The sequence below is a fragment of the Nonomuraea sp. MG754425 genome (assembly GCF_021699195.1).
Lineage (GTDB): Bacteria > Actinomycetota > Actinomycetes > Streptosporangiales > Streptosporangiaceae > Nonomuraea.
Genome location: NZ_SSXE01000006.1, coordinates 32,372 through 55,125 on the forward strand (window position 1 = coordinate 32,372; position 22,754 = coordinate 55,125).

The 22,754-nt window shown below is 71.9% G+C and carries 24 protein-coding genes; 15 read left to right on the forward strand and 9 right to left on the reverse strand.

All coding sequences use genetic code 11. The features are described from left to right. Positions 1-8 precede the first annotated feature (8 nt). A complete protein-coding gene (locus FAF44_RS03585) occupies positions 9-176 on the forward strand; it encodes a DUF3117 domain-containing protein (protein ID WP_020545024.1) in 168 nt (55 codons plus the stop codon). 79 nt (positions 177-255) lie between these two features. Continuing rightward, entirely contained in the window at positions 256-1,659 is a 1,404-nt protein-coding gene (locus FAF44_RS03590; protein ID WP_237101532.1) for a leucyl aminopeptidase, read from the forward strand. Between the two features lie 9 nt (positions 1,660-1,668). On the opposite strand, the gene FAF44_RS03595 is transcribed toward FAF44_RS03590, so the two are convergent. Next, the gene (locus FAF44_RS03595; RefSeq protein WP_237101533.1) at positions 1,669-2,307 is read right to left on the reverse strand and encodes an O-methyltransferase; all 639 of its coding nucleotides are present in this window, start codon (positions 2,305-2,307) and stop codon (positions 1,669-1,671) included. Between the two features lie 172 nt (positions 2,308-2,479). Between FAF44_RS03595 and sigE the strand changes: the two genes are divergently transcribed. From sigE to FAF44_RS03615, 4 genes are all read left to right on the forward strand, one after another. Then, the gene (gene sigE / locus FAF44_RS03600; protein WP_148440425.1) at positions 2,480-3,112 is read left to right on the forward strand and encodes an RNA polymerase sigma factor SigE; all 633 of its coding nucleotides are present in this window, start codon (positions 2,480-2,482) and stop codon (positions 3,110-3,112) included. 1 nt (position 3,113) lies between these two features. Further along, positions 3,114-3,641 carry an anti-sigma factor gene (locus tag FAF44_RS03605; protein WP_237101534.1) on the forward strand — a complete coding sequence of 176 codons (528 nt, stop codon included), beginning with the start codon at positions 3,114-3,116 and terminating at the stop codon, positions 3,639-3,641. 166 nt (positions 3,642-3,807) lie between these two features. After that, positions 3,808-5,814: a S1C family serine protease gene (locus FAF44_RS03610; RefSeq protein WP_237101535.1), complete on the forward strand. Its 2,007-nt coding sequence runs from the start codon at positions 3,808-3,810 to the stop codon at positions 5,812-5,814. A gap of 188 nt (positions 5,815-6,002) precedes the next feature. Beyond that, complete coding sequence (locus tag FAF44_RS03615) at positions 6,003-6,368, forward strand: sec-independent translocase (protein WP_237101536.1); 366 nt, start codon at positions 6,003-6,005, stop codon at positions 6,366-6,368. A 71-nt stretch (positions 6,369-6,439) separates the two neighbouring features. Here the strand turns inward: FAF44_RS03615 and FAF44_RS03620 are convergent, their stop codons facing one another. After that, a complete protein-coding gene (locus FAF44_RS03620) occupies positions 6,440-7,576 on the reverse strand; it encodes an Mrp/NBP35 family ATP-binding protein (protein ID WP_237101537.1) in 1,137 nt (378 codons plus the stop codon). Between the two features lie 159 nt (positions 7,577-7,735). On the opposite strand from FAF44_RS03620, the gene FAF44_RS03625 reads away from it, so the two are divergent. After that, positions 7,736-8,221, forward strand: a complete 486-nt coding sequence (locus FAF44_RS03625) for a MarR family winged helix-turn-helix transcriptional regulator (RefSeq protein WP_237101538.1) — start codon at positions 7,736-7,738, stop codon at positions 8,219-8,221. Here FAF44_RS03625 and FAF44_RS03630 read toward each other — a convergent pair. After that, on the reverse strand, positions 8,187-8,729 hold the full coding sequence (locus FAF44_RS03630) for a DUF1003 domain-containing protein (RefSeq protein WP_237101539.1): 543 nt from the start codon (positions 8,727-8,729) through the stop codon (positions 8,187-8,189). The two genes, FAF44_RS03625 and FAF44_RS03630, sit on opposite strands and share 35 nt — an antisense overlap. Continuing rightward, positions 8,726-9,931, reverse strand: coding sequence for a CBS domain-containing protein (locus FAF44_RS03635; protein WP_237101540.1), 1,206 nt, complete (start codon positions 9,929-9,931; stop codon positions 8,726-8,728). The genes FAF44_RS03630 and FAF44_RS03635 overlap by 4 nt, the downstream gene beginning before the upstream one ends. 96 nt (positions 9,932-10,027) lie before the next feature. On the opposite strand from FAF44_RS03635, the gene FAF44_RS03640 reads away from it, so the two are divergent. Further along, positions 10,028-10,981 carry a DMT family transporter gene (locus FAF44_RS03640; protein WP_237101541.1) on the forward strand — a complete coding sequence of 318 codons (954 nt, stop codon included), beginning with the start codon at positions 10,028-10,030 and terminating at the stop codon, positions 10,979-10,981. Positions 10,982-11,057: 76 nt separating this feature from the next. On the opposite strand, the gene FAF44_RS03645 is transcribed toward FAF44_RS03640, so the two are convergent. Beyond that, positions 11,058-11,426 (reverse strand): hypothetical protein, encoded by a 369-nt coding sequence (locus FAF44_RS03645; RefSeq protein ID WP_237101542.1) that lies wholly within the window; start codon positions 11,424-11,426, stop codon positions 11,058-11,060. Positions 11,427-11,508: 82 nt separating this feature from the next. Between FAF44_RS03645 and FAF44_RS03650 the strand changes: the two genes are divergently transcribed. Beyond that, on the forward strand, positions 11,509-12,441 hold the full coding sequence (locus FAF44_RS03650) for a CoA ester lyase (protein WP_237101543.1): 933 nt from the start codon (positions 11,509-11,511) through the stop codon (positions 12,439-12,441). Here FAF44_RS03650 and FAF44_RS03655 read toward each other — a convergent pair. Both FAF44_RS03655 and FAF44_RS03660 read right to left on the reverse strand, forming a co-directional pair. Then, entirely contained in the window at positions 12,431-12,985 is a 555-nt protein-coding gene (locus FAF44_RS03655) for a DUF6529 family protein (RefSeq protein ID WP_237101544.1), read from the reverse strand. The genes FAF44_RS03650 and FAF44_RS03655 overlap by 11 nt on opposite strands. Further along, the gene (locus tag FAF44_RS03660) at positions 12,982-13,671 is read right to left on the reverse strand and encodes a hypothetical protein (RefSeq protein ID WP_237101545.1); all 690 of its coding nucleotides are present in this window, start codon (positions 13,669-13,671) and stop codon (positions 12,982-12,984) included. The genes FAF44_RS03655 and FAF44_RS03660 overlap by 4 nt, the downstream gene beginning before the upstream one ends. Before the next feature lie 131 nt (positions 13,672-13,802). Between FAF44_RS03660 and FAF44_RS03665 the strand changes: the two genes are divergently transcribed. Together FAF44_RS03665 and FAF44_RS03670 are read left to right on the forward strand one after the other, a co-directional pair. Continuing rightward, positions 13,803-14,768 (forward strand): CPBP family intramembrane glutamic endopeptidase, encoded by a 966-nt coding sequence (locus tag FAF44_RS03665; RefSeq protein ID WP_237101546.1) that lies wholly within the window; start codon positions 13,803-13,805, stop codon positions 14,766-14,768. Positions 14,769-14,949: 181 nt separating this feature from the next. After that, entirely contained in the window at positions 14,950-17,922 is a 2,973-nt protein-coding gene (locus tag FAF44_RS03670) for a hypothetical protein (RefSeq protein ID WP_237101547.1), read from the forward strand. A 13-nt stretch (positions 17,923-17,935) separates the two neighbouring features. Here the strand turns inward: FAF44_RS03670 and FAF44_RS03675 are convergent, their stop codons facing one another. Continuing rightward, a complete protein-coding gene (locus tag FAF44_RS03675; protein WP_237101548.1) occupies positions 17,936-18,331 on the reverse strand; it encodes an NUDIX hydrolase in 396 nt (131 codons plus the stop codon). A 74-nt stretch (positions 18,332-18,405) separates the two neighbouring features. Here FAF44_RS03675 and FAF44_RS03680 point away from each other — a divergent pair, with 74 nt between their 5' ends. From FAF44_RS03680 to FAF44_RS03695, 4 genes are read left to right on the forward strand one after another with little or no spacing between them, the layout of a single operon-like run. Continuing rightward, positions 18,406-19,032, forward strand: coding sequence for a DUF6758 family protein (locus tag FAF44_RS03680; protein WP_237101549.1), 627 nt, complete (start codon positions 18,406-18,408; stop codon positions 19,030-19,032). Positions 19,033-19,072: 40 nt separating this feature from the next. Continuing rightward, complete coding sequence (locus FAF44_RS03685) at positions 19,073-19,783, forward strand: MBL fold metallo-hydrolase (RefSeq protein WP_237101550.1); 711 nt, start codon at positions 19,073-19,075, stop codon at positions 19,781-19,783. Then, positions 19,784-20,692, forward strand: coding sequence for a PD-(D/E)XK nuclease family protein (locus FAF44_RS03690; RefSeq protein ID WP_308193275.1), 909 nt, complete (start codon positions 19,784-19,786; stop codon positions 20,690-20,692). A 38-nt stretch (positions 20,693-20,730) separates the two neighbouring features. Further along, the gene (locus FAF44_RS03695; RefSeq protein ID WP_237101551.1) at positions 20,731-21,900 is read left to right on the forward strand and encodes an MFS transporter; all 1,170 of its coding nucleotides are present in this window, start codon (positions 20,731-20,733) and stop codon (positions 21,898-21,900) included. Here the strand turns inward: FAF44_RS03695 and FAF44_RS03700 are convergent. Then, positions 21,857-22,753 carry an oxygenase MpaB family protein gene (locus FAF44_RS03700; RefSeq protein WP_237101552.1) on the reverse strand — a complete coding sequence of 299 codons (897 nt, stop codon included), beginning with the start codon at positions 22,751-22,753 and terminating at the stop codon, positions 21,857-21,859. The two genes, FAF44_RS03695 and FAF44_RS03700, sit on opposite strands and share 44 nt — an antisense overlap. Position 22,754 lies beyond the last annotated feature (1 nt).

The following is a 22,754-nucleotide window of genomic DNA, read 5'->3' on the forward strand; positions in this document are numbered from 1 at the left end:
ATGCACGCATGGCGGCGATGAAGCCGCGGACCGGCGATGGTCCGCTCGAGGTCACCAAGGAAGGACGCGGCATTGTCATGCGGGTCCCCCTGGAGGGTGGCGGCCGGCTCGTCGTGGAGATCTCCGCCGACGAGGCAAAGGCGCTCGGCGAAGCGTTGAAGAACGTCGTCGGCTGAGCACTCCCGAGAGACCTAACTGATCCACGACCCTGGCGTACAACGGCGCCAGGGTCGCTGACGTTCGAGGAGAAGATCCGTGCCCATTGAGACCACTGCGACGGTGGTCGCCGAGGTTCCCGACGACGCCGAACTGCTGGCCGTTCCGTACGCCTCCGACCTGAGCCCGGGGGTCGAGCTGCACGTGCCGGCTCCCGACCTGCTGGCCCACTACGAGGCCAAGGGCGCGGCGGGGGAGATCGTCGAGGTCCCGGTGTCACGGGCCGGGGGAGTCGGGCGGGTCCTGCTGTACGGCGTGGGCGACGGCTCGCCCAAGGCCCTGCGTACCGCCGCCGCGGCGCTGACCAGGAAGGCCAAGGGCCGCGACACGCTGACCGTGGTCACGCCCGAGGGCGAGGTGGCGGCGTTCGCCGAGGCGGCGCTGCTGGCCGCGTACACGTTCCGGATCGGCGGGGCCGGGCGCAGGCCCGTGCGGGCGCTGGTGTTCGCCGGGGCGGACGAAGCGGCGGTGCGGCGCGCGCAGACCGTGGCGCAGGCGGTGGCCTTCGCCCGCGACCTGGCCAACACGCCCTCCTCGGTGAAGAACCCCGCCTGGCTGGCGGAGCGGGCAGTGGAGACCGGCCTGCCGGTCGAGGTGTGGGACGTCGAGCGGCTGCGGGCCGACGGGTTCGGCGGCATCCTCGCCGTGGGCCAGGGCTCGGTCAGCCCGCCCCGGCTCATCCAGCTCTCCTACACGCCTGAGGCGCCCGCCGAGCGGCACGTCGTACTGGTGGGCAAGGGCATCACGTTCGACTCGGGCGGGCTGTCGCTCAAGCCGACCGAGAGCATGAAGTTCCAGAAGACCGACATGGCCGGCGGCGCGGTGGTCATCGCCGTGCTGCGCGCGCTGGCCGAGCTGAAGGCGCCCGTCCGCGTGACCGGGCTGGTGGCGGCGGCCGAGAACATGCCGTCGGGCACCTCCCAGCGGCCCAGCGACGTGATCACCCACTACGGCGGGCGCACGGTCGAGGTGCTGAACACCGACGCCGAGGGGCGGCTGGTGCTGGCCGACGCGCTCGCCTACGCCGACGCCCGGCTCGACCCCGACGCGGTGGTGGACGTCGCCACGCTCACCGGGGCGATCACGGTGGCGCTCGGGCGCAACGTCGGTGCCGTCTACGCCTCCGACGACCTGCTGGCCAAGCAGCTCGTGGAGGCCGGGCAGACGGCCGACGACAGGTTGTGGCGGATGCCGCTGATCGAGGACTACACGCCCGCGCTGGAGTCGTCGATCGCCGACCTGGCCAACGTCGAGGAGGGCTCCAGGTTCGGGGCCGGGTCGATCACCGCGGCGCTGTTCCTGCGCGAGTTCGCGGGCGAACGGCCGTGGGCGCACCTCGACGTCGCCGGGGTCGGCCGCAGCACGGTGGACGACGGCACGCTCAGCAAGGGCGCGACGGGCTTCGGCGTGCGCGTGCTCCTGGAGTGGCTCACCAGGGGCTGACCCGCCCGCCTAGTCGGCGACCTTGATGGCGGCGAGCAGCCCGTCGCCCAGCGGCATCAGCACCGAGCGCAGCCGCTCGTCCGACTGCACCAGCTTGCCCACCTCGCGCAGCGCCACCGTGTCGGAGTCGCGCTGCGCCGGGTCGGCCACCCGGTTGTGCCACAGCATGTTGTCGAAGGCCACGACGCCGCCCACGCGCAGCAGGCGGACCGCCTCGGCGAGGTAGTCGGCGTACTCCTGCTTCGCGCCGTCGGCGAACACCATGTCGTAGCCGCCGTCCGAGAGCCGCGGGAGCACGTCGAGCGCGCGGCCGGAGATCAGCCGCACCCGGCCGCCGGCGAAGCCGGCCTCCGCGAACGCCTGTCTGGCCAGCCGCTGGTGCTCGGGTTCGACGTCCACGCTCGTCAGCGTGCCGTCGGCGCGCATGCCGCGCAGCAGCCACAGCCCCGAGACGCCGCAGCCCGTGCCGACCTCGACGACGGACTTGGCGTTGACGGCGGTCGCGAGGAAACACAGCGCGGCCCCGCCGCCGGGAAGGATGGGCGTGGCACCCATCTCCAGCCCGCGCTGCCGCGCCACGTGCAGGATCTCATCCTCGTGATGGAACTGCTCCGCATAGGCCAGAGTGGCCTCCACCGGAGTGGTCATCGGCCTCCTCCCCCACTTTCGTGCGATTGGTCCACGAGATTGGCACCGATCGCAGCCTAGGGGAGACATGCCATCACGGGAACTCAGGCGGCACCCAAGGCGTTGCAGGTTTAAACGGGCTTTGCCGGTCCGGAAGGCAGGCAGTGCGCACGGAGGGACGAAACCAGGCACTATGGCGGTAGCGGTGGTCCCAGAGAGAGGAGTTCTGGTGGACGAAAGCGACCACCAGACCGATACTCCCGTGTCGTCTGATTGGACTCCTCCTACGTGGGAGGAGGTCGTGCGGACACACTCCGCGCGCGTGTATCGGCTGGCGTACCGATTGACCGGCAATGTCCATGATGCCGAAGACCTCACGCAGGAGGTCTTCGTTCGGGTTTTCAGGTCGCTGTCGAGCTACACCCCGGGCACCTTCGAGGGGTGGCTGCACCGGATCACGACCAACCTGTTCCTCGACATGGCGCGGCGCAAGCAGCGCATCAGGTTCGAGGGCCTCGCGGACGACGCGGCCGAGCGGCTGCGCGGCCGTGAGCCGTCGCCGGCGCAGGCGTTCGACGACGCCCACCTGGAGCCCGACATCCAGGCCGCCCTCGACGCGCTCGCACCCGAGTTCCGGGCCGCGATCGTGCTGTGTGACATCGAGGGCCTGTCTTACGAGGAGATCGCGGCCACGCTCGGCGTCAAGCTGGGGACGGTCCGAAGCCGTATTCACCGTGGCCGGGCGCAGTTGCGGGAGGCGCTCGATCACCGGGCCCCCCGTAATTCGCAACTCCCCCCGACCGTTATCCGTGGGGAGGAAGTCTGATATGTCACACCTTGGAGAGCGGGTTTCCGCGCTGGTCGACGGCGAGCTCAATCACACCGAACGCGAGCGCGCGCTGGCCCATCTGACTTTCTGCGCCGACTGCAGGCGGGAGGTCGAGTCGGTGCGGGCGCTGAAGTCGCGCCTGCGTGCCCTCGACACGCCGGCGATGCCGGCAGACCTGACGATGTCCCTGCTCCGGATGTCGGAGCCGGGCGGGCCGCTGCCGCCGAGGGAGCGCCCTTTCCCCACGCGCACGTTCGGGGGAGTGCCCATCCCTGGGCCACACACCATCGCCCCCCTGGACAACCGCCCGCGCAGGGACGCCACCGGTGGGGCCTCGGGCCCTGGTCGCGGTGGTAGGCGGCGCTCGGCGTACGTGGCGGTCGGGATGGTCTCGGCGGCCGTGGCGATCGGCACCTTCTTCGCGTCAACGGGCGTGGGGCAGAACAATCCGGCCCCGCCCGTCGAGCTGTTCCAGCAGCAGGCCCGCAACACGCCGACGAACGGTCCGTCGACCGCCACGCCTTGACCGGGTGTCATGCCCGGGGCTAACGGTTGGCGTAGCCGGCGGCTCGCGGGGCATACGATCTGGGTTCGGGAATTGTTACAGGCAAGTCCTGACAAAACCTTTATAGCCCTCGTATGCCGCAAGGGTGACGATTGCGGTGGCCGAGCCAAGGAGTGGTGAGACTTAGATGACCGACGAGCGCCCCACCGAAGGACGCACGCCGTCGGACTCCCCCGAGCCACAGGGGCGGCCGGACTTCCTACCCGCTGACGACAGCGAGGGCAGGCGGCCCGAGCCGCCCGCCTCGTTCGGCACCACCTGGGGCGACCCGTCAGGCCGTTCCGGCGCGCACGGCTCGCAGCCGTACGAGCCGCAGCCGTACGGTTCCTCCTCCTACGGATCTTCCGGCCCCTCGTCCACCACGCCGGGCACCGGCCAGGACCTTCCCGCCCAGACCGGCCCCCAGTACGGCGCCCCGACCTTCGGCCCCCCGTCGTTCGGCTCCCCGGACACCGGCACCGGCCCTTCCTACAGCTCAGGCAGCGGCCCGTCGTTCGGTGCGCCCGAGGGCGGTACCGGCCCTTCCTACGGCTCGGGCAGCGGCCCGTCGTTCGGTGCGCCGGACGGTGGCACCGGTCCTTCCTACGTCTCCGCCGGTCCGGGCAGCGGTCCGTCGTTCGGTGGTGCCGGTTCTTCGTATGGTTCCGCCGGATCAGGCAGCGGCCCGTCGTTCGGGCCGCCCGACGGGGGTGCGCGTTCCGGTGAGCAGCCCGCGTTCGGCCCGCCCGACGCGGGCACACGCGTCTACGACAGCCCCTCCTTCGGCCCGCCCGAGCCGGGCGCACGGCCGCAGGAGAACGGCACGCGCGCCTACGACAGCCCGTTCTTCGGCTCGCCGGACGGCGGCGCACGTTCCTACGAAGGGCCGCCGTTCGGCGGCGGGCCCTCCTACGGCGGCCCCGGCGCGGACCCGCCGCCCCCGCCGCCCGGCCAGGCGCTCGGGATGGGACCGGGCTGGGCCCCGCCGCCCCCGGGCAGCCAGGGTGGCACCGGTGTCGCCAGGCGGGGGCCCGGCCTCGGCGTCCTGGTGGCGCTGGGCGTGGTCATCGCCCTGCTGGCCTCGGTGCTCGGGAGCGTGGGCACGTACCTGCTGACGCAGCCGGACACCAGCACCGACCCCTCCTACAGCCTCGGCCCGCTCCCGACCGGCGCGACCAACCGCGCGCCCGACTCGGTGGCGGGCGTGGCCGCGCGGGTGCTGCCGAGCGTCGTCTCGCTGGAGGTCGGCAACGGCACCAACACCGAGGGCGCGTCGGGCTCCGGCTTCCTGATCAAGAACGGGTACGTGGTCACGAACAACCACGTGGTCGCGATGGCCGCCAACGGCGGCGAGATCCGGATCATGTTCAACAGCCGCAAGACCACCACGGCCCGCATCATCGGCCGCGACCCGGGCTCGGACCTGGCGGTGGTCAAGCCGGAGGAGACGTTCAACACGCCGGAGATCACCCTCGGCAACTCCGACCAGGTGGTGGTCGGCGACCCCGTCATCGCCATCGGCTCCCCGCTGGGCCTGACCGGCACGGTGACGACCGGCATCGTCAGCTCGCTCAACCGTCCGGTGATCGCGGGCGACGACACGGGCACGAGCTCCGAGGAGCCCGCCTACATCAGCGCCATCCAGACCGACGCCGCCATCAACCCCGGCAACTCCGGCGGCCCGCTGGTGAACGGCCGGGGCGAGGTCGTGGGCGTGAACTCGGCCATCGCCACGCTGGGACGCTCGATGAGCAGCCAGAGCGGCAGCATCGGCCTGGGCTTCGCGATCCCGGTCAACCAGACGCGACGGGTGGCCGAGGAGCTGATCACGACCGGCAAGGCCAAGCGGCCCAAGATCGGCATCGTGCTCGACAAGGACTACCAGGGGCAGGGCGTACGCATCGCCTCGGAGCCCGCCGGAGGCCAGCAGCCGGTCACCAAGGGCGGCCCGGCCGACCTGGCGGGGCTGCGGGCGGGTGACGTGATCATGGAGATCGACGGGCTGACGCTGCAGGACGGGAACGAGTTGATCGCCCTGATCCGCAGCAAGGCGCCCGGCGCCGAGATCAAGATCAAGTACCAGCGTGCCGGGCAGGAGCGCACCGCCACGCTCACGGTGGTCGCCGAGAACGAGCCCACCCCCACGCCCTCCTGATCCTCCGTTCGCGCCGCAGCCCGCCGGCTGCGGCGCGGCCGCGTCCAGGGGATCCGGGGCGGAGGGTGGCGGGACGGCGCGGCCGGTGATATGTCCTGGGGGGACGACCGACCTACCCCATGGAGCCCTTAGTCTGTGGATAGGCCGGGGTTGTCCTCGGAGAAGTTTGACTTGCGGTAGGAGCTCAGGTGTTCGGACTCGGGTGGATGGAGGTCGGAGCGCTGATCGTGATCGCGCTTCTCGTCTTCGGTCCCGACAAACTGCCGCAGGCCGCCGCGAACGCCGGCAAGACCCTGCGAAACCTGCGCCGGATGGCGAACAACGCGCGCGACGACCTGCGCGCCGGCCTGGGCCCGGAGTTCCAGAACTTCGACCCGGCCGACCTCAACCCGCGTAACTTCGTCCGCAAGCATCTCCTCGACGATCTTGAGGACGACTGGAACACCAACAAGTCGCGCGAGCTGGAGCCCGCCACCACGGCCCCGTACACGCCTGAGCCGGTCGATGAGCTCAATTACGGGGAACTGCCCCCGTACGACTCCGAAGCGACCTGACAAAGCCGTACATCGCCGTACAGAGGGCATGAAAAAGGCCCCTTGCGTGATGTAAGGGGCCTTTGTGGTGGTCAGCGTCGCGGGTTGAGCCCCAACTGCATGCCCTTGAGGCTGGAGGAGCGCTTGCTCAGCGTGCCCGCGATCTTCCGCAGCTCGGTGGCGGCGGGGGAGTCGGGGTCGGTGAGCACGAGCGGCTTGCCTTCGTCGCCGCCCTCGCGCAGCCGCAGGTCGATCGGCACCTGGCCGAGCAGCGGCACCCGCGCCCCGAGCGTCTGGGTGAGCGCGTCGGCGACGGTCTGGCCGCCGCCCTCGCCGAAGACGGCGATGCGCTCGTCGCAGTGCGGGCAGGGCAGCCACGCCATGTTCTCGATGACGCCGGCGAGCTGCTGGTGGGTCTGGGCCGCGATGGAACCGGCCCGCTCGGCCACCTCGGCGGCGGCCATCTGCGGCGTGGTCACGACGAGGAGCTCGGCCGTCGGCAGCCGCTGCGCCACCGAGATCGCGATGTCACCCGTGCCCGGCGGCAGGTCGAGCAGGAGCACGTCGAGGTCGCCCCAGTAGACGTCGGCCAGGAACTGGTGCAGGGCGCGGTCGAGCATCGGGCCACGCCAGACCACGGCCGTGTTGCCCGGCGGCTTGAACATCCCGACCGAGATGACCTTGATGTCGTGGGCCACCGGCGGCATGATCATGTCCTCGACCTTGGTGGGGCGCTCATCGGCGCCCAGCATGCGAGGAACGCTGTGGCCGTAGATGTCGGCGTCGACGATGCCGACCTTCAGGCCGCCGGCGGCCATGGCGGCGGCGAGGTTGACCGTGACGGAGGACTTGCCGACCCCGCCCTTGCCGCTAGCCACCGCGAACACACGGGTCAGCGAGCCCGGCTGGTTGAACGGGATCTCCTTCTCCGGCCCGCGATCGCCCCGCAGCTTGGTCTGCAACGTCTTGCGCTGCTCGGTGCTCATGACGTCGAGTTCGATCTGGACGCCGGTCACGCCGTCGACCTTGGCGACGGCGTTGGTCACGTCGCGGGTGATGGTGTCCTTCATCGGACATCCGGCCACGGTCAGGTACACGCCTACCCGCACCGCCCCGTCGGGAGCGATCTCGATGCTCTTGACCATGTCGAGGTCCGTGATCGGGCGACGGATCTCGGGGTCGATGACGGTGGCGAGGGCCGCCGTCACCAGTTCCTGGGTTGGTGCCATCGAAGTCTCGGCACGAGGGAGTGCCGTCCCTCCTTTGTGGGTCTATGTGTGACAGGCGCTGGACGCCGGTGAGGACGCCCCTCCATGGTATGAACCAGAGCCCGCGCTCGGTTAATCCGCACTGTTAGATGTCTGTGCAACAACGTCTAAGGTTACTCCGTGACTCTTCTGCGTGACGAGAGCATGACCGCCGAGGAACTAGCGGTCTGGCGCATGTTGCAGCGCGCCCAGGTACGCATCACCCGCCTGCTGGAAGAGGATCTGCTCGTCGCGCACGATCTGGCGCTGGCCTCGTACGAGGTGCTCGTCCAGCTCGCGCAGGCCCCGCACCGGCGGTTGCGGATGAACGACCTGGCCGATCGGGTGCTGCTGTCGCGCAGCGGCCTGACCCGGCTCATCGACCGGTTGCAGCGCGACGGCCTGGTGGCACGGGAGGCGTGCGCCGACGACGCCCGCGGCCTGTACGCGGTGCTGAGCGACCTCGGCGCGGCGCGGCTGGCCGAGGCGACGCCGACCTACCTGCGCGGCATCAGGAGCCGCTTCCTCGACCTGCTGAGCGCCGGTGAGCTCGCCCAGGTGCGGGCCCTGCTCGCCAGGCTGGGGGACGACCTCAGTGCCGCGGCTCCCCCTGACCGTTGCCGTTGAGGTCGCCGGAACCCCTGAGGCCGCCGGGGCCGGGCAGTTCCTGCGGGCCCCTGAGCTCCTCCAGCAGCCTGCCGAGCTCGGCGCGCAGGTAGTCGCGGGTGGCCACCTCGTTCAGCGCCATCCGCAGGCCCGCGATCTCGCGGGTCAGGTACTCGATCTCCGCCTGGTTCTGGTCGGCGGACTCGCGGTCCTGCTCGTACTGGATGCGGTCGCGGTCGCCCTGCCGGTTCTGGGCCAGCAGGATCAGCGGGGCGGCGTAGCTGGCCTGCAGCGACAGCATCAGCGTGAGGAAGATGAACGGGTACGGGTCGAACCGCAGGTGCCCCGGCGCGACCACGTTCCAGACGACCCAGACCGCGACGAACACGGTCATGTAGACGATGAAGCGCGCGGTGCCGAGGAAACGGGCGATGCGCTCGGACAGGCGGCCGAACGCCTCGGGGTCGTAGTGCGGCCGCATCACCGTGCGGCGCAGGTCCCTGGGCTGGTCGAGGCGGTCGGTCGTCACGATTCGTCGGCCCTCTCGCGCCAGCCCTCGGGCAGCATGTGATCCAGTACGTCGTCCACCGTGACGGCGCCGACGAGGCGGCCCAGCTCGTCCACGACGGGCGCGGCGACGAGGTTGTAGTTGGCCATGTAGTAGGTGACCTGGCGGAGCGTGAGCTCCGGCCTGATCGGGTCGATCGAGGGGTCCAGCACCGCGCCGAGCAGCGTGGACGGCGGCTCGCGCAGCAGCCGCTGGAAGTGCGAGACCCCCAGGTACGCTCCCGTCGGCGTCTCGGTCGGCGGCCTGGTCACGTAGACCTGGGCGGCGACGGCGGGGGTCAGGTCCTGCTGCCTGATGTGCGCGAGCGCCTCGGCCACGGTGGCGCTGGGCGGCAGGATCACCGGCTCGCTGGTCATGACGCCGCCCGCGCTGGTCTCGGGGTAGGTCAGCAGCCGCCGCACCGGCTCGGCCTCCCCGGGCTCCATGAGCGCCAGCAGCTCGGCCGCCTGTTCGGCGGGCAGGTCGTGCAGCAGGTCGGCGGCGTCGTCGGGCCCCATCTCCTCCAGGACGTCGGCCGCCCGCTCCGGCTCCAGCGTGCCGAGGATGCCGATCTGGTCGTCCGGCGGCAGTTCCTCCAGGACGTCGGCCAGCCGGTCGTCGTTGAGCGCGCGGGCGATCTCGATGCGCCGCTTGGTGGGCAGGTCGTGCAGCGCGCTGGCCATGTCGGCGGCCCGCATCGACGCGAACGCGGAGATCAGCCCGGCCGCCCCCTGGTCCTGCTGGAGGATGTCGAACCCGGAGACGTCCGCCCAGTTCACCGTACGCGGCTCGCGCCGCCTGCCCTTGTAGACGGCGACCTTGGTGATCTCCCAGGTGGACGGCTTGATCTCCTCCATGGCCACGTCGTAGACGGTCATGGGCTCCTCGCCGAGGCGCACGGTGAGGTCGAGCATCTGGCCGACGACGAGCGTCTCGGTGGCGCGCTGCTCGAACCTGCGCATGTTGAGCCGTCCGGTGAAGACCACGGATCCGGCCTCGATGCGCCGCACCCGGGTGATCGGCAGGAACACCCGGCGGCGCGGCTGCACCTCCACCACGAATCCGTGCACGTTGGGACGGCGGCCGAGGACCAGCCCGACCACCACGTCCCGGACCCGGCCGATCTGGTCGCCTGCCGGGTCGAAGACCGGAGTCCCGGGGAGCCGGGCCACGAAGATCTTCACGTGGTCAGGCTAACAGCGCTTATCCGTTGCGTCCGGAACGCCCGGCGTGTCAGTATCCAACCGGCTTGACGGTGGTTACTTAACAGGTGGTGTGCGATGAGGTATGCCGGGCTCGCGCTCGCGTTCGTGTCCTCGTGCTGCTTCGCGTTCTCGGGGCCGATGGCGAAGTACCTCATCGAGGCCGGTCTGGCGCCGGTCGAGGCGGTGTGGACGCGGATGGCGGGCGCGGGGGTGCTGCTGCTGGCCGTGCTGGTCGTGTTCCGACCCCGGGCGCTGCGGATCCCCAGGGCCAGGCTGCCGTTCTTCGCGCTGTACGCGGTCATGGCGGTGGCCGGGGTGCAGGCGCTGTACTTCGTGGCGATCACGCGGCTGCCGGTGGGCGTGGCGCTGCTGCTGGAGTTCATGGCCCCGGTGATGGTGGTGGCGTGGGTGCGGTTCATCCGCAAGGTACGCCTCGCGCGGGCCGCGTACGTGGGCGCGGTCACCGCGGTCGTGGGCCTCGGGATCGTCGTCGAGGCGTGGCAGGGGCTCCGGCTGGACGCGCTCGGCCTGCTGCTGGGCCTCCTGGCCGGCGCGTGTTGCGCCGGATACTTCCTGATGAACGACAGCTTCGGCGACGACGTGGACCCGCTCGGCCTGATCGCCTGGGGGATGGCGGGGGCGGCCCTGGTGCTGATCCCGTTCGCCCGGCCGTGGAACATCCCGTGGGACGCCTTCACGCTCACCACCGCGCCGGAGGGCGGGCTGCGGCTGCCCGTGCTGGGGGCGTACCTGTGGATGGTGCTGATCGCCACCGTGGTCGCGTACATCCTGGGGGTCAACGCCGTACGGCGGTTGTCGGCCGCGGTGGGGGCCACCGTGGCGTCGCTGGAGGTCATCGGCGGCGCCATCGTGGCCTGGGCGCTGGTCGGCGAGACGCTCGGCGTGTTCCAGATCGTCGGCGGCCTGCTCGTGCTGTCGGGCGCGCTGCTCGCGCAGACCGCCACGTCCGGCGCCCCGCCCGCGGTCGTCGAGGAGCCGGGGCCCGAGCCGGTCGTCGCGCCCGGGTGAAGCTCAGCGCCCGGGTGAGGCTCAGCGCCCGGGTGAGGCTCAGCGCACGGGTTGAAGCTCAGTGCCCGGGTGAGGCTCAGCGCACGGGGGTCAGGCGCCAGACCGTGGACTCGCGGGCCCAGCGCTCGACCAGGTGCTCGCTGTCGCGGGCGTTGAGCCGCTCCTTGGCCAGCACCGCCACGGCCTCGCCGGCCAGGGCCTGGTCCACGACCGACACCTCCGCGTCGAACTCCACCAGCCGGGCCCCGTTGTCCTTGCTGCGCAGCGTCACGCGCACCCGGTCGAGGGCGTCGAGCCCGGGCAACGGCTGCTCCTCGCCCCCGCTCACCAGGTAGACGGCGCCGTCGTGCCAGGCGTGCCAGGCCAGGCGGGGACGGTCGAGGGTGAGCCAGAGGACGCCGGACTTCCTGGCGCCCTCCTCGATGGCCACGCTGTCGTCGCTCACAGCTCAGACTGTAACCGGCGACCGGCCGGCGCCACGACCCCGTGACCGGACGAACCCGCCGGCCGACCAGTAGCGTGTGCGCATGCGCTCACGACGTTCCGTGCTCGCCGTGCCAGGCAGCAACCCCCGGTTCCTGGAAAAGGCCCAGACCCTGCCCGTGGACGAGGTCTTCCTCGACCTCGAGGACTCCGTCGCGCCCCTGGCCAAGGAGGCGGCGCGGGCCAACGTCGTCGCCGCCCTGCGCGAGGGCGACTGGTCCGGCAAGACCCGCGTGGTCAGGGTGAACGACCTGACCACGCGGTGGACGTACCGCGACGTGATCGAGATCGTCGAGGGGGCGGGGGCGTTCCTCGACTGCCTCATGCTGCCCAAGGTCCAGGACCCGACCGAGGTCGTCTGGCTCGACACGCTGCTCACCCAGATCGAGAAGACCATGGGCTACGAGGTCGGCCGCATCGGCATCGAGGCGCAGATCGAGAACGCCCGCGGCCTGGTGAACGCCGACGCCATCGCCGGGTCGTCCGAGCGGCTGGAGACGCTGGTGTTCGGCCCCGCCGACTTCATGGCCTCCATCAACATGCGCACGCTCGTCGTCGGCGAGCAGCCCCCCGGCTACGTCGAGGGCGACGCCTACCACTACATCCTCATGCGGCTGCTGATGGCGGCCAGGATGCACGACCTCCAGGTGATCGACGGCCCCTACCTGCAGATCAAGGACGTCGAAGGCTTCCGCAGGGTCGCGCAGCGGTCGGCGGCGCTCGGGTTCGACGGCAAGTGGGTGCTGCATCCCGCCCAGGTGGACGCGGCCAACGAGGTGTTCTCGCCGTCGCAGGAGGACTATGACCACGCCGAGCTGATCCTGGAGGCGTACGAGTACTACACCACCGTCGAGAAGCGCGGCGCGGTCATGCTGGGCGACGAGATGATCGACGAGGCATCCAGGAAGATGGCGCTCGTCGTGGCCGCCAAGGGGCGGGCGGCCGGGTTGAGCAGGACCAAGAGGTTCACACCTTGACGCCGATGGCGGTGAAGAACCAGAACGACGAGGTCAGCCAGAGCCCCACCAGCGCCGTGAAGGCCAGTCCGCCGAACACGGGCAGCGTCCAGCCAGGCACGTCCTGCTTCGGCAGGGCCAGCATCTTCGCGGTGAACACGCCGTAGAAGAAGCAGCCGAGCAGGGAGTGCGCGAGCACGCGGGGCACGTCGTACTGCAGGCCGAGGGCGTACAGGCAGTGGAAGGCGACCGGGATCGTGAGCAGGAAGGCCAGCCGGCCCGACCAGCGGTGCACGCCGGGCGGGATGTCGATCCCGAGCCTGCCCCACATGGACATGGCCGAGACCACCTGGACGATCGCCAGCACGAACGAGCCCGTGGTCAGCCACGCCTTCATCGGCAGTGCGGCGGAGAAGCCGGCCACGCCGACCGCGAACCCGGTCGGCGTGTGCGCGCGCCCGTACACGCCGAGCACGAGTGCCACGAGGCCGCCGACGACCAGTGGCGTCAGTAAGGGGAGCAGGCCGCTGGAGCGCCGGCGCCGCTGGCGGTGGAGGGTGTTCATCGCATCTCCTCGATGAAGGCGTCGACGTCCTCGGGGTAGACCGTGGTGTCGTCCACGGTCACGGGGGCGGTGGGCTCCTGGCTGTCGAGCCGGGGGAGGTCCGCCACCTGCTCGGTTCCGGCGAAGGCGGCGCCGACCTGGTCGTAGCCGCCGTCCGCGTTCTTGATCACGATCCAGCCGGCGCGCAGCTTCGCGCCTCTGACCAGGGCGGTGGCCCGGTACAGGCCCGACGGCTTGACCACCGTGGGGGCCACGAAGCGCCACTTCCCGCCGCCGACGGAGACCGAGCCCTCGGCCCGGCCGTCGGCGATGTCGGCCGTGACCTTCGAACCGGCGTGCGCGACGCCCTTGAGCCGGAGCACGCCGTCGGACTCCGTGCCCTTGAACCACGCCTCGCTGCGGCCGTCGCAGAAGTAGCCGATGGCCTTGCCGTCCCTGACGGAGATGGCGATGAGGGCTCCGGTGCCCTTCACCCGGCCGCCGTAGTCGGCCTTGCCGATCTTCTTGGGCTCCGTCTGTGAGGGGGAGGGTAACGGGGTGGCGCCGCCGTCGTCCTCGGGGGCGGCGGTCGTCTCCTCCTCGGCGGGAGGTGCGTCCGCGGCGGTGTTCGCGGCCGGCTGCCCGGCCGGCGGTGTCGCGATGGTGCTGGCGACACCCAGCCCCATGGCGAGCACTGCGCCCGCCATGAGGGTGATGACAGGTCCCAGCCTTGACATGGACTTCTCCCAGGGGGTCGAAATGTCTACGACTTTGAGCATCCGCCTAAATCGGTGGTTCGTCTGTGAACTTGTGCGCATCCGGTGGACAGAATGGAGATATGCAGGAGAATCAGGGGCCCCAACTTCCGTCCGGCACGCAGGCGACCGGGTATCCGCAACCGCTGTCCTGGTTCGTGCCGGTTCCGAGCGGGGCCCGGTACGACCATCTCGCCGCGATTCCCGGTGTGCGCCCGTGGCGGGCGATCGTCGGGACGCTGGCGGTCGCCGTCGGGTTCGTGGGGATCGGCGTCGTGGTCGTGCTCGTGTTCGTGACGGGGACGTTGTTCGGCCTGCCTCCCGCGCTGGATCCGCGTACCGGGCTGCCCGCGGGCAACGCCTACGGGCTGACCATGACGCTGCTGTCCATCGCGCCCGTGATCCTGGTCGTGTTCGGCGTGACGGCGCTGGTCCAGCGGCGCCGTCCGGGGACGGTCTCGTCCGTGCTGGGGCGGTTGCGCTGGTCCTGGATGGCCCAGTGCGCGGCGCTGGCCGTGCTGGCGCTGGTGCTCGGGCAGGTCACGCAGTGGCTCGTGCTGTCGGGTTCCGGCCAGACGTTCGGGTGGGCCGGGTGGGAGGTCTTCCTGCCGTTGCTGATCGTGATCGTGCTGCTGGTGCCGTTCCAGGCCGCAGCCGAGGAGTACGTCTTCCGCGGCTGGTTCATGCAGGCCATGGGGGCGCACGTGCGCAATCCCGTCTGGGCCATTCTCATTGGTTCCGCGCTTTTCGCGTCGTTGCACGGATATTCGTGGGCGGGGCTGGTGGACGTCTTCTCGTTCGGGGCGGTCATGGCCTGGCTGGCGGTGCGTACCGGGGGGCTGGAGGCGCCGATCGCGTTGCACGTGGTCAACAATGTGGTGGCGTTCGGGGTGAGCGCGGCGGCCGGAAAACTGCAGGAGTCCCTCGATCAGGGGGCGGTGCCGGTACCGTGGCAGGCGTTGGCGGGGACTGTGGTGCAGCTCGGTGTGTATGCGTTTGGTGTGATGTATCTAGCCAAAAAGCGGCCAATTAGGACTATTTCGCAATAAATCAGGCGAATGGTGGGGGGAATCTCGCTAGAGAGGTCTCGTAATTCCGGCTGAGTCATGCTGGTCTGGATGCTGCCAGGACAGCGTGGATCCCCTAGCCGGCCTGGAACGGTCCGCCTCACGCGGCCGGGATCTCCCAGTTCGACCCGCCCGACTTAGCCCGACCTAGGAGGTGCGGCGCGTGGCCTCCGGCCCCAGCGAACCGCCACGGCGACCGCCCGAAGACGACGAACCGCGTCCCGAGGGCACGTCCGAACCCCCTTCCCCGCCGGAAGAACCCAGGATCAGCCATTCGCCGCCCGGCCCGACCGACGACCGGGCCAGGGGCTTACCGCTGACCTCCCCCTGGGGGATGCCGCCGTTCGCCGCCCCCGTCCCCGACGACCAGCCGCCCGAGCCGTCCGAGCCGCCCAAGGGGCGCATGCCGTACAGCTCGCCGACCGCGGAGCCTGAGGTCGAACCGCGCCGGCGGCCCCGCCGCATCGTCAACCGGCCCGACAAGCTGGTGGCCGGCGGCCCGCTCGGCTCCGGGGCCGCCGTGCCCCAGGCGTCCGAGAGCCGGGTCTCCGAGCCGGGCGCGGACCAGGAGCCGGAGACCGCGGCGGACGTCCCGGACGTGCCCCGCCCCCGGCCCGAGGGCGACGCGGTGGCCGGCGAGGAACTCGTGGTACCCGCCGACCCGCCCCGTCACGACCCGCCCGATCACGACACGCCGGACCACGACACGCCGGATGAGCGGAGCCCCGGTCGCGAGCTGGAGGTGCGGCGCGTCGGGCGGCCTCCCGCGGGCCGTCCCACCCGGCCCGACCTGCTCGTCGCGACCGGCCCCGCGCAGGGCGCCGGCGGACGCCACCACCGGGGCCCCGCCCCCGCCGCCGTGCGCAGATCCAGCCCCATGCGACGGGGCAGCAGGGCGGCCCCGGTCGTCCTGACCGTGGCCGCGGCCGTGCTGGTGGCGACCGGCGTGCTCGTCTGGCAGTGGAACGACGACACCACCGGCGGCCTGCGCCTCGCGGCGGGCACCGGACGGTCGGGCGACGAGTTGTTCACCGTCCCCGCCGCCGGCGTCGGCACCGACCAGAAGCTCAACGACGTGACCTCGGTGGGCCGCGCCGTGGTGGCGGTCGGCAGCGACATCACCAGCCCCACCCCGCGCCCGCTCTTCCTGTTCTCCCCGAACGGCGGCAAGAAGTGGCAGCTCGGCCAGGTGAACGGCGCCTCCCCGGCCGTCGTCAGACGCGTGGTCGGCGGCGCCGGCAAGTGGCTGGCCAGCGGCGGCGACGACACGGCCGGCGAGCGCGGCCTGTGGACCAGCGACGACGGCTATAGCTGGACGGCCCTGGAGGCGTCGAAGCTGGCCGCCTTCCGCGCCGGCGACCGCATCGAGGACATCGCCAGGACCGGCTCGGGTTTCGTCGCGGTCGGCACCACGACGGGAGCCGACGGCGGCGTCGGCCCGGCGGCCTGGCGTTCGGACGACGGCCGCACCTGGGAGCGGGCCGAGACCAGGGAACTGGGCGTACGTGAGCTGCGGGCCGTGGTCGCCAAGGGCGACACGGTCGTGGCCATCGGAGTACCCGCGGACGGTGAGGGGTCGCGGGTGCTGCGTTCGGCGAACGGCGGGCGCGACTGGCAGGCGACCGGCTTCCAGCTCCCCGAGGCCGACGACCCGCGCGCGGGGACGGTGGCGGTGCTGCCCAAGCGGTTCGTGCTGGTGCCGACCAGGAAGCGGACGCCGGAGGGCGACGTCCGCGTCTACTGCTCCCCGACCGGGGAGAAGTGGTCGCAGTGCGGCTCCATCGACGGCCTGGCGGCCGAGAGCGTCGGCGTGGCGTCCCTGGTCTCCTATCCTTCGGGCGCCGCCGCGATCAGCCCGGGGGCGATGGGCAGGTACTCGGTGCTGACCACCACGGACGGGCGCTCCTGGAGCAAACGGGCCAACCTCGGCGACCTGACCGGCGCGACCCTGCGCGGCTTCACGATCGCCGACGGCGGCACCCTGTTCGCCGGCGGCGACCAGGCGGCCTCCGACGTCGACAACGAGCCGGTCCTCGTGTCCGCGCCCCCGGGCGGCTCCGCCTCCCGCGTACGGCTCGGCGAGGTCGAGGGCCTGACCAGGATCGCCCGCGAGACGAACGCGCTGACCAGCCACGACGGCCGGTACGTCGCCGTCGGTTCGGCCTCGGGCGACGCCGGCCTGTGGACGATCAAGAACTGGCAGAGCTGGAAGTCCATGAGCCTCGGCGGCGCGGGCAGGCAGACACTGGAGGACGTCGCGTACGGCGGCCGCGGCTGGCTGGCGGTCGGCGGCACCGAGACGAACGTCGGCGTCACCGAGCCTCTCCTCGTCACCTCCTCCGACGGCGAGAGCTGGAAGCGGGTCGGCGCGACCGGCGACCTGGCCCGCCCGCCGGACCACCCCTACCTGCGCGCCGACGTGGTGACCGCGGGCAAGAAGGGCTACGTGCTGGCCGGGGAGTCGAAGGACCAGGCGGGCACGTCCGGCGCGGCCCTGTGGTTCACGCCCGACCTGCGCAGGTACACCCGGGCCGACAAGCTGCCGCAGGGCGGCTCCGGCGTGCGCGTCCACGACGCGGTCGCCGTCGGCGACGGGTACGTGGCCGTGGGCGGCTCCGGCGGCGCGGACCGGGAGCGCGCCGTGGTCTGGCACTCGGACGACGGCGTGAACTGGACCGCGCGCAAGAGCGTGGCCCCGCCGGACGTCACCTCGGCCGGGCTCCGCCGGATCACCACGTACCAGGGCAAGCTCGTGGCCATCGGCACGGCGCTGACGAACGGGGGGCGGCGCGCGTTCGCCGCCGTCTCGGACGACGACGGCAGGACGTGGCGCACGGACTGGCTGCCCGCGGACCAGGCGGCGGCGGTGTACGACCTGGCGGCGGCGGCCGAGGGTCTCGTGGCGGTCGGCTGGCATGGCGCGCCCGGCGAGGGCGACAGCTCGGCCTGGACCTCGCAGGACGGGCTGTCGTGGACCCGCATGGCGCTCACCAAGGACCGCCTGGCGGGCCAGGGGGCGCAGTGGTTGTCGGCGGTGGCCGTGGACGGGCCGGAGGTCGTGGCGCTCGGCCGGTCCACGACGTACGACGCCGATCATCTGATTCTGTGGACGTCCAGCCTCACGTCGAACCGGTAGATCCGGCCCGCGGTCACGGCGGGAGCACGTCCCACGCGGTCAGCGTCTCCAGCAGGCCCTCCGACAGGGGTAGCCGCGCCAGGTCGGCGCGGGCGCACCAGCGCACGTCGGCGGCGTCGTCCCCGGCTACGGGCGTGCCGGCGGTGACGGTGGCGAGGTAGTCGCGGATCACGTAGGTGACCCCGCCGGGCCCCGGGCGCTCGACCGTGCCGGCCAGCCGGCCCACCTCGACGCGCAGTCCGGTCTCCTCCAGCACCTCGCGCCGCACTCCCGCCTCGTCGGCCTCACCGGGCTCCAGCCGGCCGCCGGGGACGGACCACGACCCCATGCCGGGCGGGTGACCGCGCCGGACGAGCAGGAGCCGGCGGGAGGCGTCGAAGATGATCGCGCCCACACAATTTACGCGCACATGGCCAAGATTACGACGGGATAACGGACAGCGGCCTTGACGTGGCCGTGCCGGAGAACGCACCGTGGGTAGTTGTGAGAGCGGCTCCAACCTGCCCACGGTGCTTTGGCCCGCTTCACGGGCCGAGCGCCTGGTCGAGTGCGTTTCGATGTGACACGCACGGTGATGTCCTGCCGTATCAGCCTCCGTGGCCACCGACCAGCACCGCGCTTGAGGCGATACGCAAGAGTTCCGTCGTGCCCGTGTGGCTGCCGTGGCCGTTGCCCGCCGGCTGGCTGGTGACCGGCTTCGGCGAGGTCGGCGACCAGCGTACGGGCGCGCGGGCCAGCCTGGTGGCGCTGACCGGGCCGTCGCTGACGGAGGGGCCGGCGGATCTGCTCGTCATCGCCGAGGAGCCGGGCATCGGGCTCGGAGCCGCGTTCGCGGGGCTCGACGGCCCCGACCCGGGGGAGGGTTTCGACTCCGGGCCGCCGAACGCCAAGATCGCCGTACTGGGCCATCCCACCGCCCTGTGGTGCGTGGACGGCCAGGCCGACCGGGCCGTGTACGCGGGCGAGGCGATGGGCAACTGGCTGTGGGCGATCGCCTGGCCGGCCGACGCGGGCTGCCTGATCGCGCTCGCCGAACTGTCGCTGCTCGACGCCCGTGACCTTGAGCTGGATGTCCCGTTCGGGGCGTTCTCTCCCAGACTCGAGGATTAGCGATTCGCGCTGGCAGGGGAACGGGCTAGAGTTCGGAGGCGTGACAGCGCGTATCGAGCGAGTGGTGACCGAGGGTGTCGTCGAGATCGACGGCACCGAGCACAAGGTCGAGAACAACACCTGGATCGTGGGCGACGACGAAGAGGTGATCGTCATCGACGCTTCGCGTGACGCCGACAAGATCCTTGAGCAGGTGGGCGAGCGGGAGGTGCTGGCCGTCATCTGCACGGCGGGCCTGCCCGACCACGTGGGGGCCGCCATCGAGGTGGCCAGCCGCGACGAGGCCGTGGTCGCCCTGCACCCCAAGGACAAGCCCCTGTGGCGGGAGACCTGGCGCGAGACCTGGCCCGACATCGACATGGAGGACGACGGCATCTTCGGAGTGGCCGACGTCCAGATCGACGTCATGGAGACGCCCGGCGTCACGCCCGGCGGCGTGTCGCTCTACTGCGAGGCGCTCGGGGCCGTGTTCACCGGCAAGGCCCTGCAGGCCGACGGCCCCGGCAAGCTCGGCGGCGAGTACCCGGCGCTGGCCGATCAGCTCACCTCGATCGGCGGGCGGCTGTTCACGCTGCCCGGCGACACGCGGGTGCTGGCCGTGCACGGCGACGAGGTCACGATCGGCGACCTGGAGCCGCACTTCGACGACTGGGTCTCCGGCTCGCTGACCCGGGTCGACACCGAGGCCGGGAGCGACGGCCCGCTGACCGACGGCACCAAGATCTCCGGGATCAAGCTGGGCGACGACTAGGTGTCCACGCAGGGGCAGCTTCCGCTGGACGGGATGCCGCGGCGGCTCTATTCGTGCACGCCGTCGCGGCTGAACACCTGGCTCGACTGCCGCCGCCGCTACCGGTTCACCTACCTGGACCGGCCGCAGCCGTCCAAGGGGCCCGCGTGGGCGCACAACAGCGTGGGCGCGAGCGTGCACAACGCGCTGGCGGGCTGGTGGCGGGAGCCGTACGAGCGCAGGACCCCGCTGACGGCGGCCATCCTGGTCACCAACGGGTGGATCACCGAGGGGTTCAGGGACGCCGAGCAGTCGGGGCGCTGGCTGGCCCGCGCCCGTGACCTCGTGTCCGGATATGTCGCGACCCTCGATCCGTCCGACGACCCGGTGGGCGTCGAGCGCACGGTGGCCACGCGGACCAAGGTCATCGCGGTGTCCGGCCGCATCGACCGGCTCGACCGGCGCGGCGACGAACTGGTCGTGGTCGACTACAAGACCGGCCGCCGCCCGCTCACGCAGGACGACGCGCGCTCCTCGCTGGCCCTGGCCGTGTACGCCGTCGCCGCCGCCACCATGATGCGCACCCCGTGCCGCACGGTCGAGCTGCACCACCTGCCCACCGGCGAGATCGTCGAGTGGCGGCACACCCCCGAGTCCCTGGGCCGGCACCTGAGCCGCGCCGAGGAGATGGCCGTCGAGGCGTCGGAGGCCGACGACCGCTACCGGGCCGCCGTGGCCGAGCGGCCGGGGCCGCGCCGCGCCTCAGGCGACCGGCAGTCCGTCGGCCCCGCGGCCGTGCCCGCCGAGATCGACGAGCTGTTCGCGCCCAGTCCTGGCCCGATCTGCTCCTGGTGCGACTTCCGCCGGCACTGTCTCGAGGGGCAGGCGGCCGGCCCCGACCGCCAACCTTGGGACGCCCTGGCCGAATAACCCGCTCCGCGGAGGGTTATGCACGTCTTGTGAGAGATGTGGGACGGTTACCCGCGGCCGTGGCGCTGGGCTCGCTGTTCAACCCGCTGAACTCGTCCATGATCTCCGTCGCGCTGGCCCGCATCGAGGCCGAGTTCGGCGTCGGGGTCGCCGCGGTGACCTGGCTGGCGGCCGGGTTCTACCTGGTCGGCATCATGGTGCCGCCGGTGATGGGCGCGCTGGCGGACCGGTTCGGGGCGCGGCTGGTGTTCTGCGCCGGGCTGGTCACGATGGGGGTCACCGGGGTCCTGGCCGCGCTGGCTCCGTCGTTTCCGGTGCTGGTGGCGGTGCGGCTGCTGCAGGCGTTCGGGAGCTGCGCGACGATGCCCGCGGGCATGGCCATCGTCCAGGCCGTCATGCCGGGTGAAGACGGCAGGCCGCCGCCGCGCGTCATCGCGATGATCTCGATGGTGCTCACCGCCAGCGCCGCCGCCGGGCCCGTGCTCGGCGGGTTCCTGGTCGCGCTGGGCGGCTGGCGGGCGATCTTCCTGGTCAACGTGCCGCTCGCGGCCCTCGCGTTCGCGGTGGCGCTGCGCCGGCTGCCCCGCGTACGGGCGGAGGGCGCGCGGGCGGCGGCCCTGCCCAGGCCGAGCGCCGGGCTGCTGGCCACCTGCGGGCAGTTCGCGCTCGGGAACGTGGTCTTCTACGTGGCCTTCTTCGCGGTGCCGCTGTGGGCGCAGAGCGCGGCCGGTCTGCCCGCGCAGCTCGCGGGCCTGCTCGTGCTGCCGCTGGCCGGCCTCGGCATGGTGGTGACGCCGCTCGCCGTGACGCTGACCAGGCGCGCCGGGATGCGTAAGGTGCTGGTCCTGGGCTCGGCGCTGCTGCTCGCCGGCTCGTGCGTGATGCTGGCCGCGCGGACCGTCTGGCCGGTGCTGGTGGCCGGCGCGCTGCTGGGGGTGGCGGCGGCCCTCACCCAGTTCGCGCTGAACTCGCTGGTGTTCGTGCACGCCGGGCGGCGCGAGACCGGGGCCGCGGTGGGGGTGTTCCAGGCGTCCAGGTACGTCGGGGCCGGCACGGCGGCGGTGCTGCTCGGCGTGCTGTTCGACCGGACGGGCCTGGACGGCGGTGGCTGGTTGATGGCCGGCGTGTCGGTGGTCGTGCTGGCGGGGGCCGTGCTGCTGCCGGTCAGGCGGCCTGCGGCCAGCGGCGGGGATCGGTCAGACCCTTGAGGCCCTTGCTCACGTCGTAGCCCGCCGCGCCCAGCCGCTCCCTGGACGCCCGCAGCATCTGCCTGGTGGCGGGCATGAAGGCGCGATCGTGCACGGTCTCGGGCAGCGCGTTCAGGCCCAGCCGGAACGCCTTCAGCGCCGCCGTGACCGTCGCCTGGGGCACCTCGGGCAGCGCGCCGTACATCTGCCTGGCCCAGCCGGGCAGCGTGTAGTAACACAGCGCGCCGAACGGGAAGTAGGCGGGCTTGCCCGGCGCCAGCATGCGCAGCTCGTGCGGCAGCCGCGGCCACATCAGGAACCGGACGGTTGAGGCCGCCTCGGGCGTGACCCGCAGGGCGGGGCGCATCCGCTCGAAGTAGGCGGCCATCTCCGCGCACGAGCCGGGCACGTCGTCGAGGTGCAGGCCGACGTACGTGGCGCTCCTGCGCTGCTCGCGCAGGTAACGGTCGGCCTGGCGGTCGCTGAGCCCGAGCCCGCCGCGCCTGGCCACCTCGAGGTACGACGACACCTCCGCGCAGTGCACCCACAGCAGCAGTTCGGGGTCGTCGACCCGGTGCGTGCGGCCGGTCTCGGGGTCGTGGATGCGCAGGGCCTTGTGGATGCCGCGGACCCGCCTGCCGATCTCGTCGGCCTCCTGCGGGCTGCCGAACGTGACCCGTCCCACGAAGTCGGCGGTGCGGCGCAGCCGGCCGAACGGGTCCTCCTGGAAGCCGGAGTTCTGCCAGACGCCCAGCATGGCCAGCGGGTGCAGGGCCTGGAGCATGAGGCCGCGTACGCCGCCGACCCACATCGAGCGGTCGAGGTGCACCTGCCAGGTCGCGCTCTGCGGGGGCTGGACCGAGATTTCCGCCATG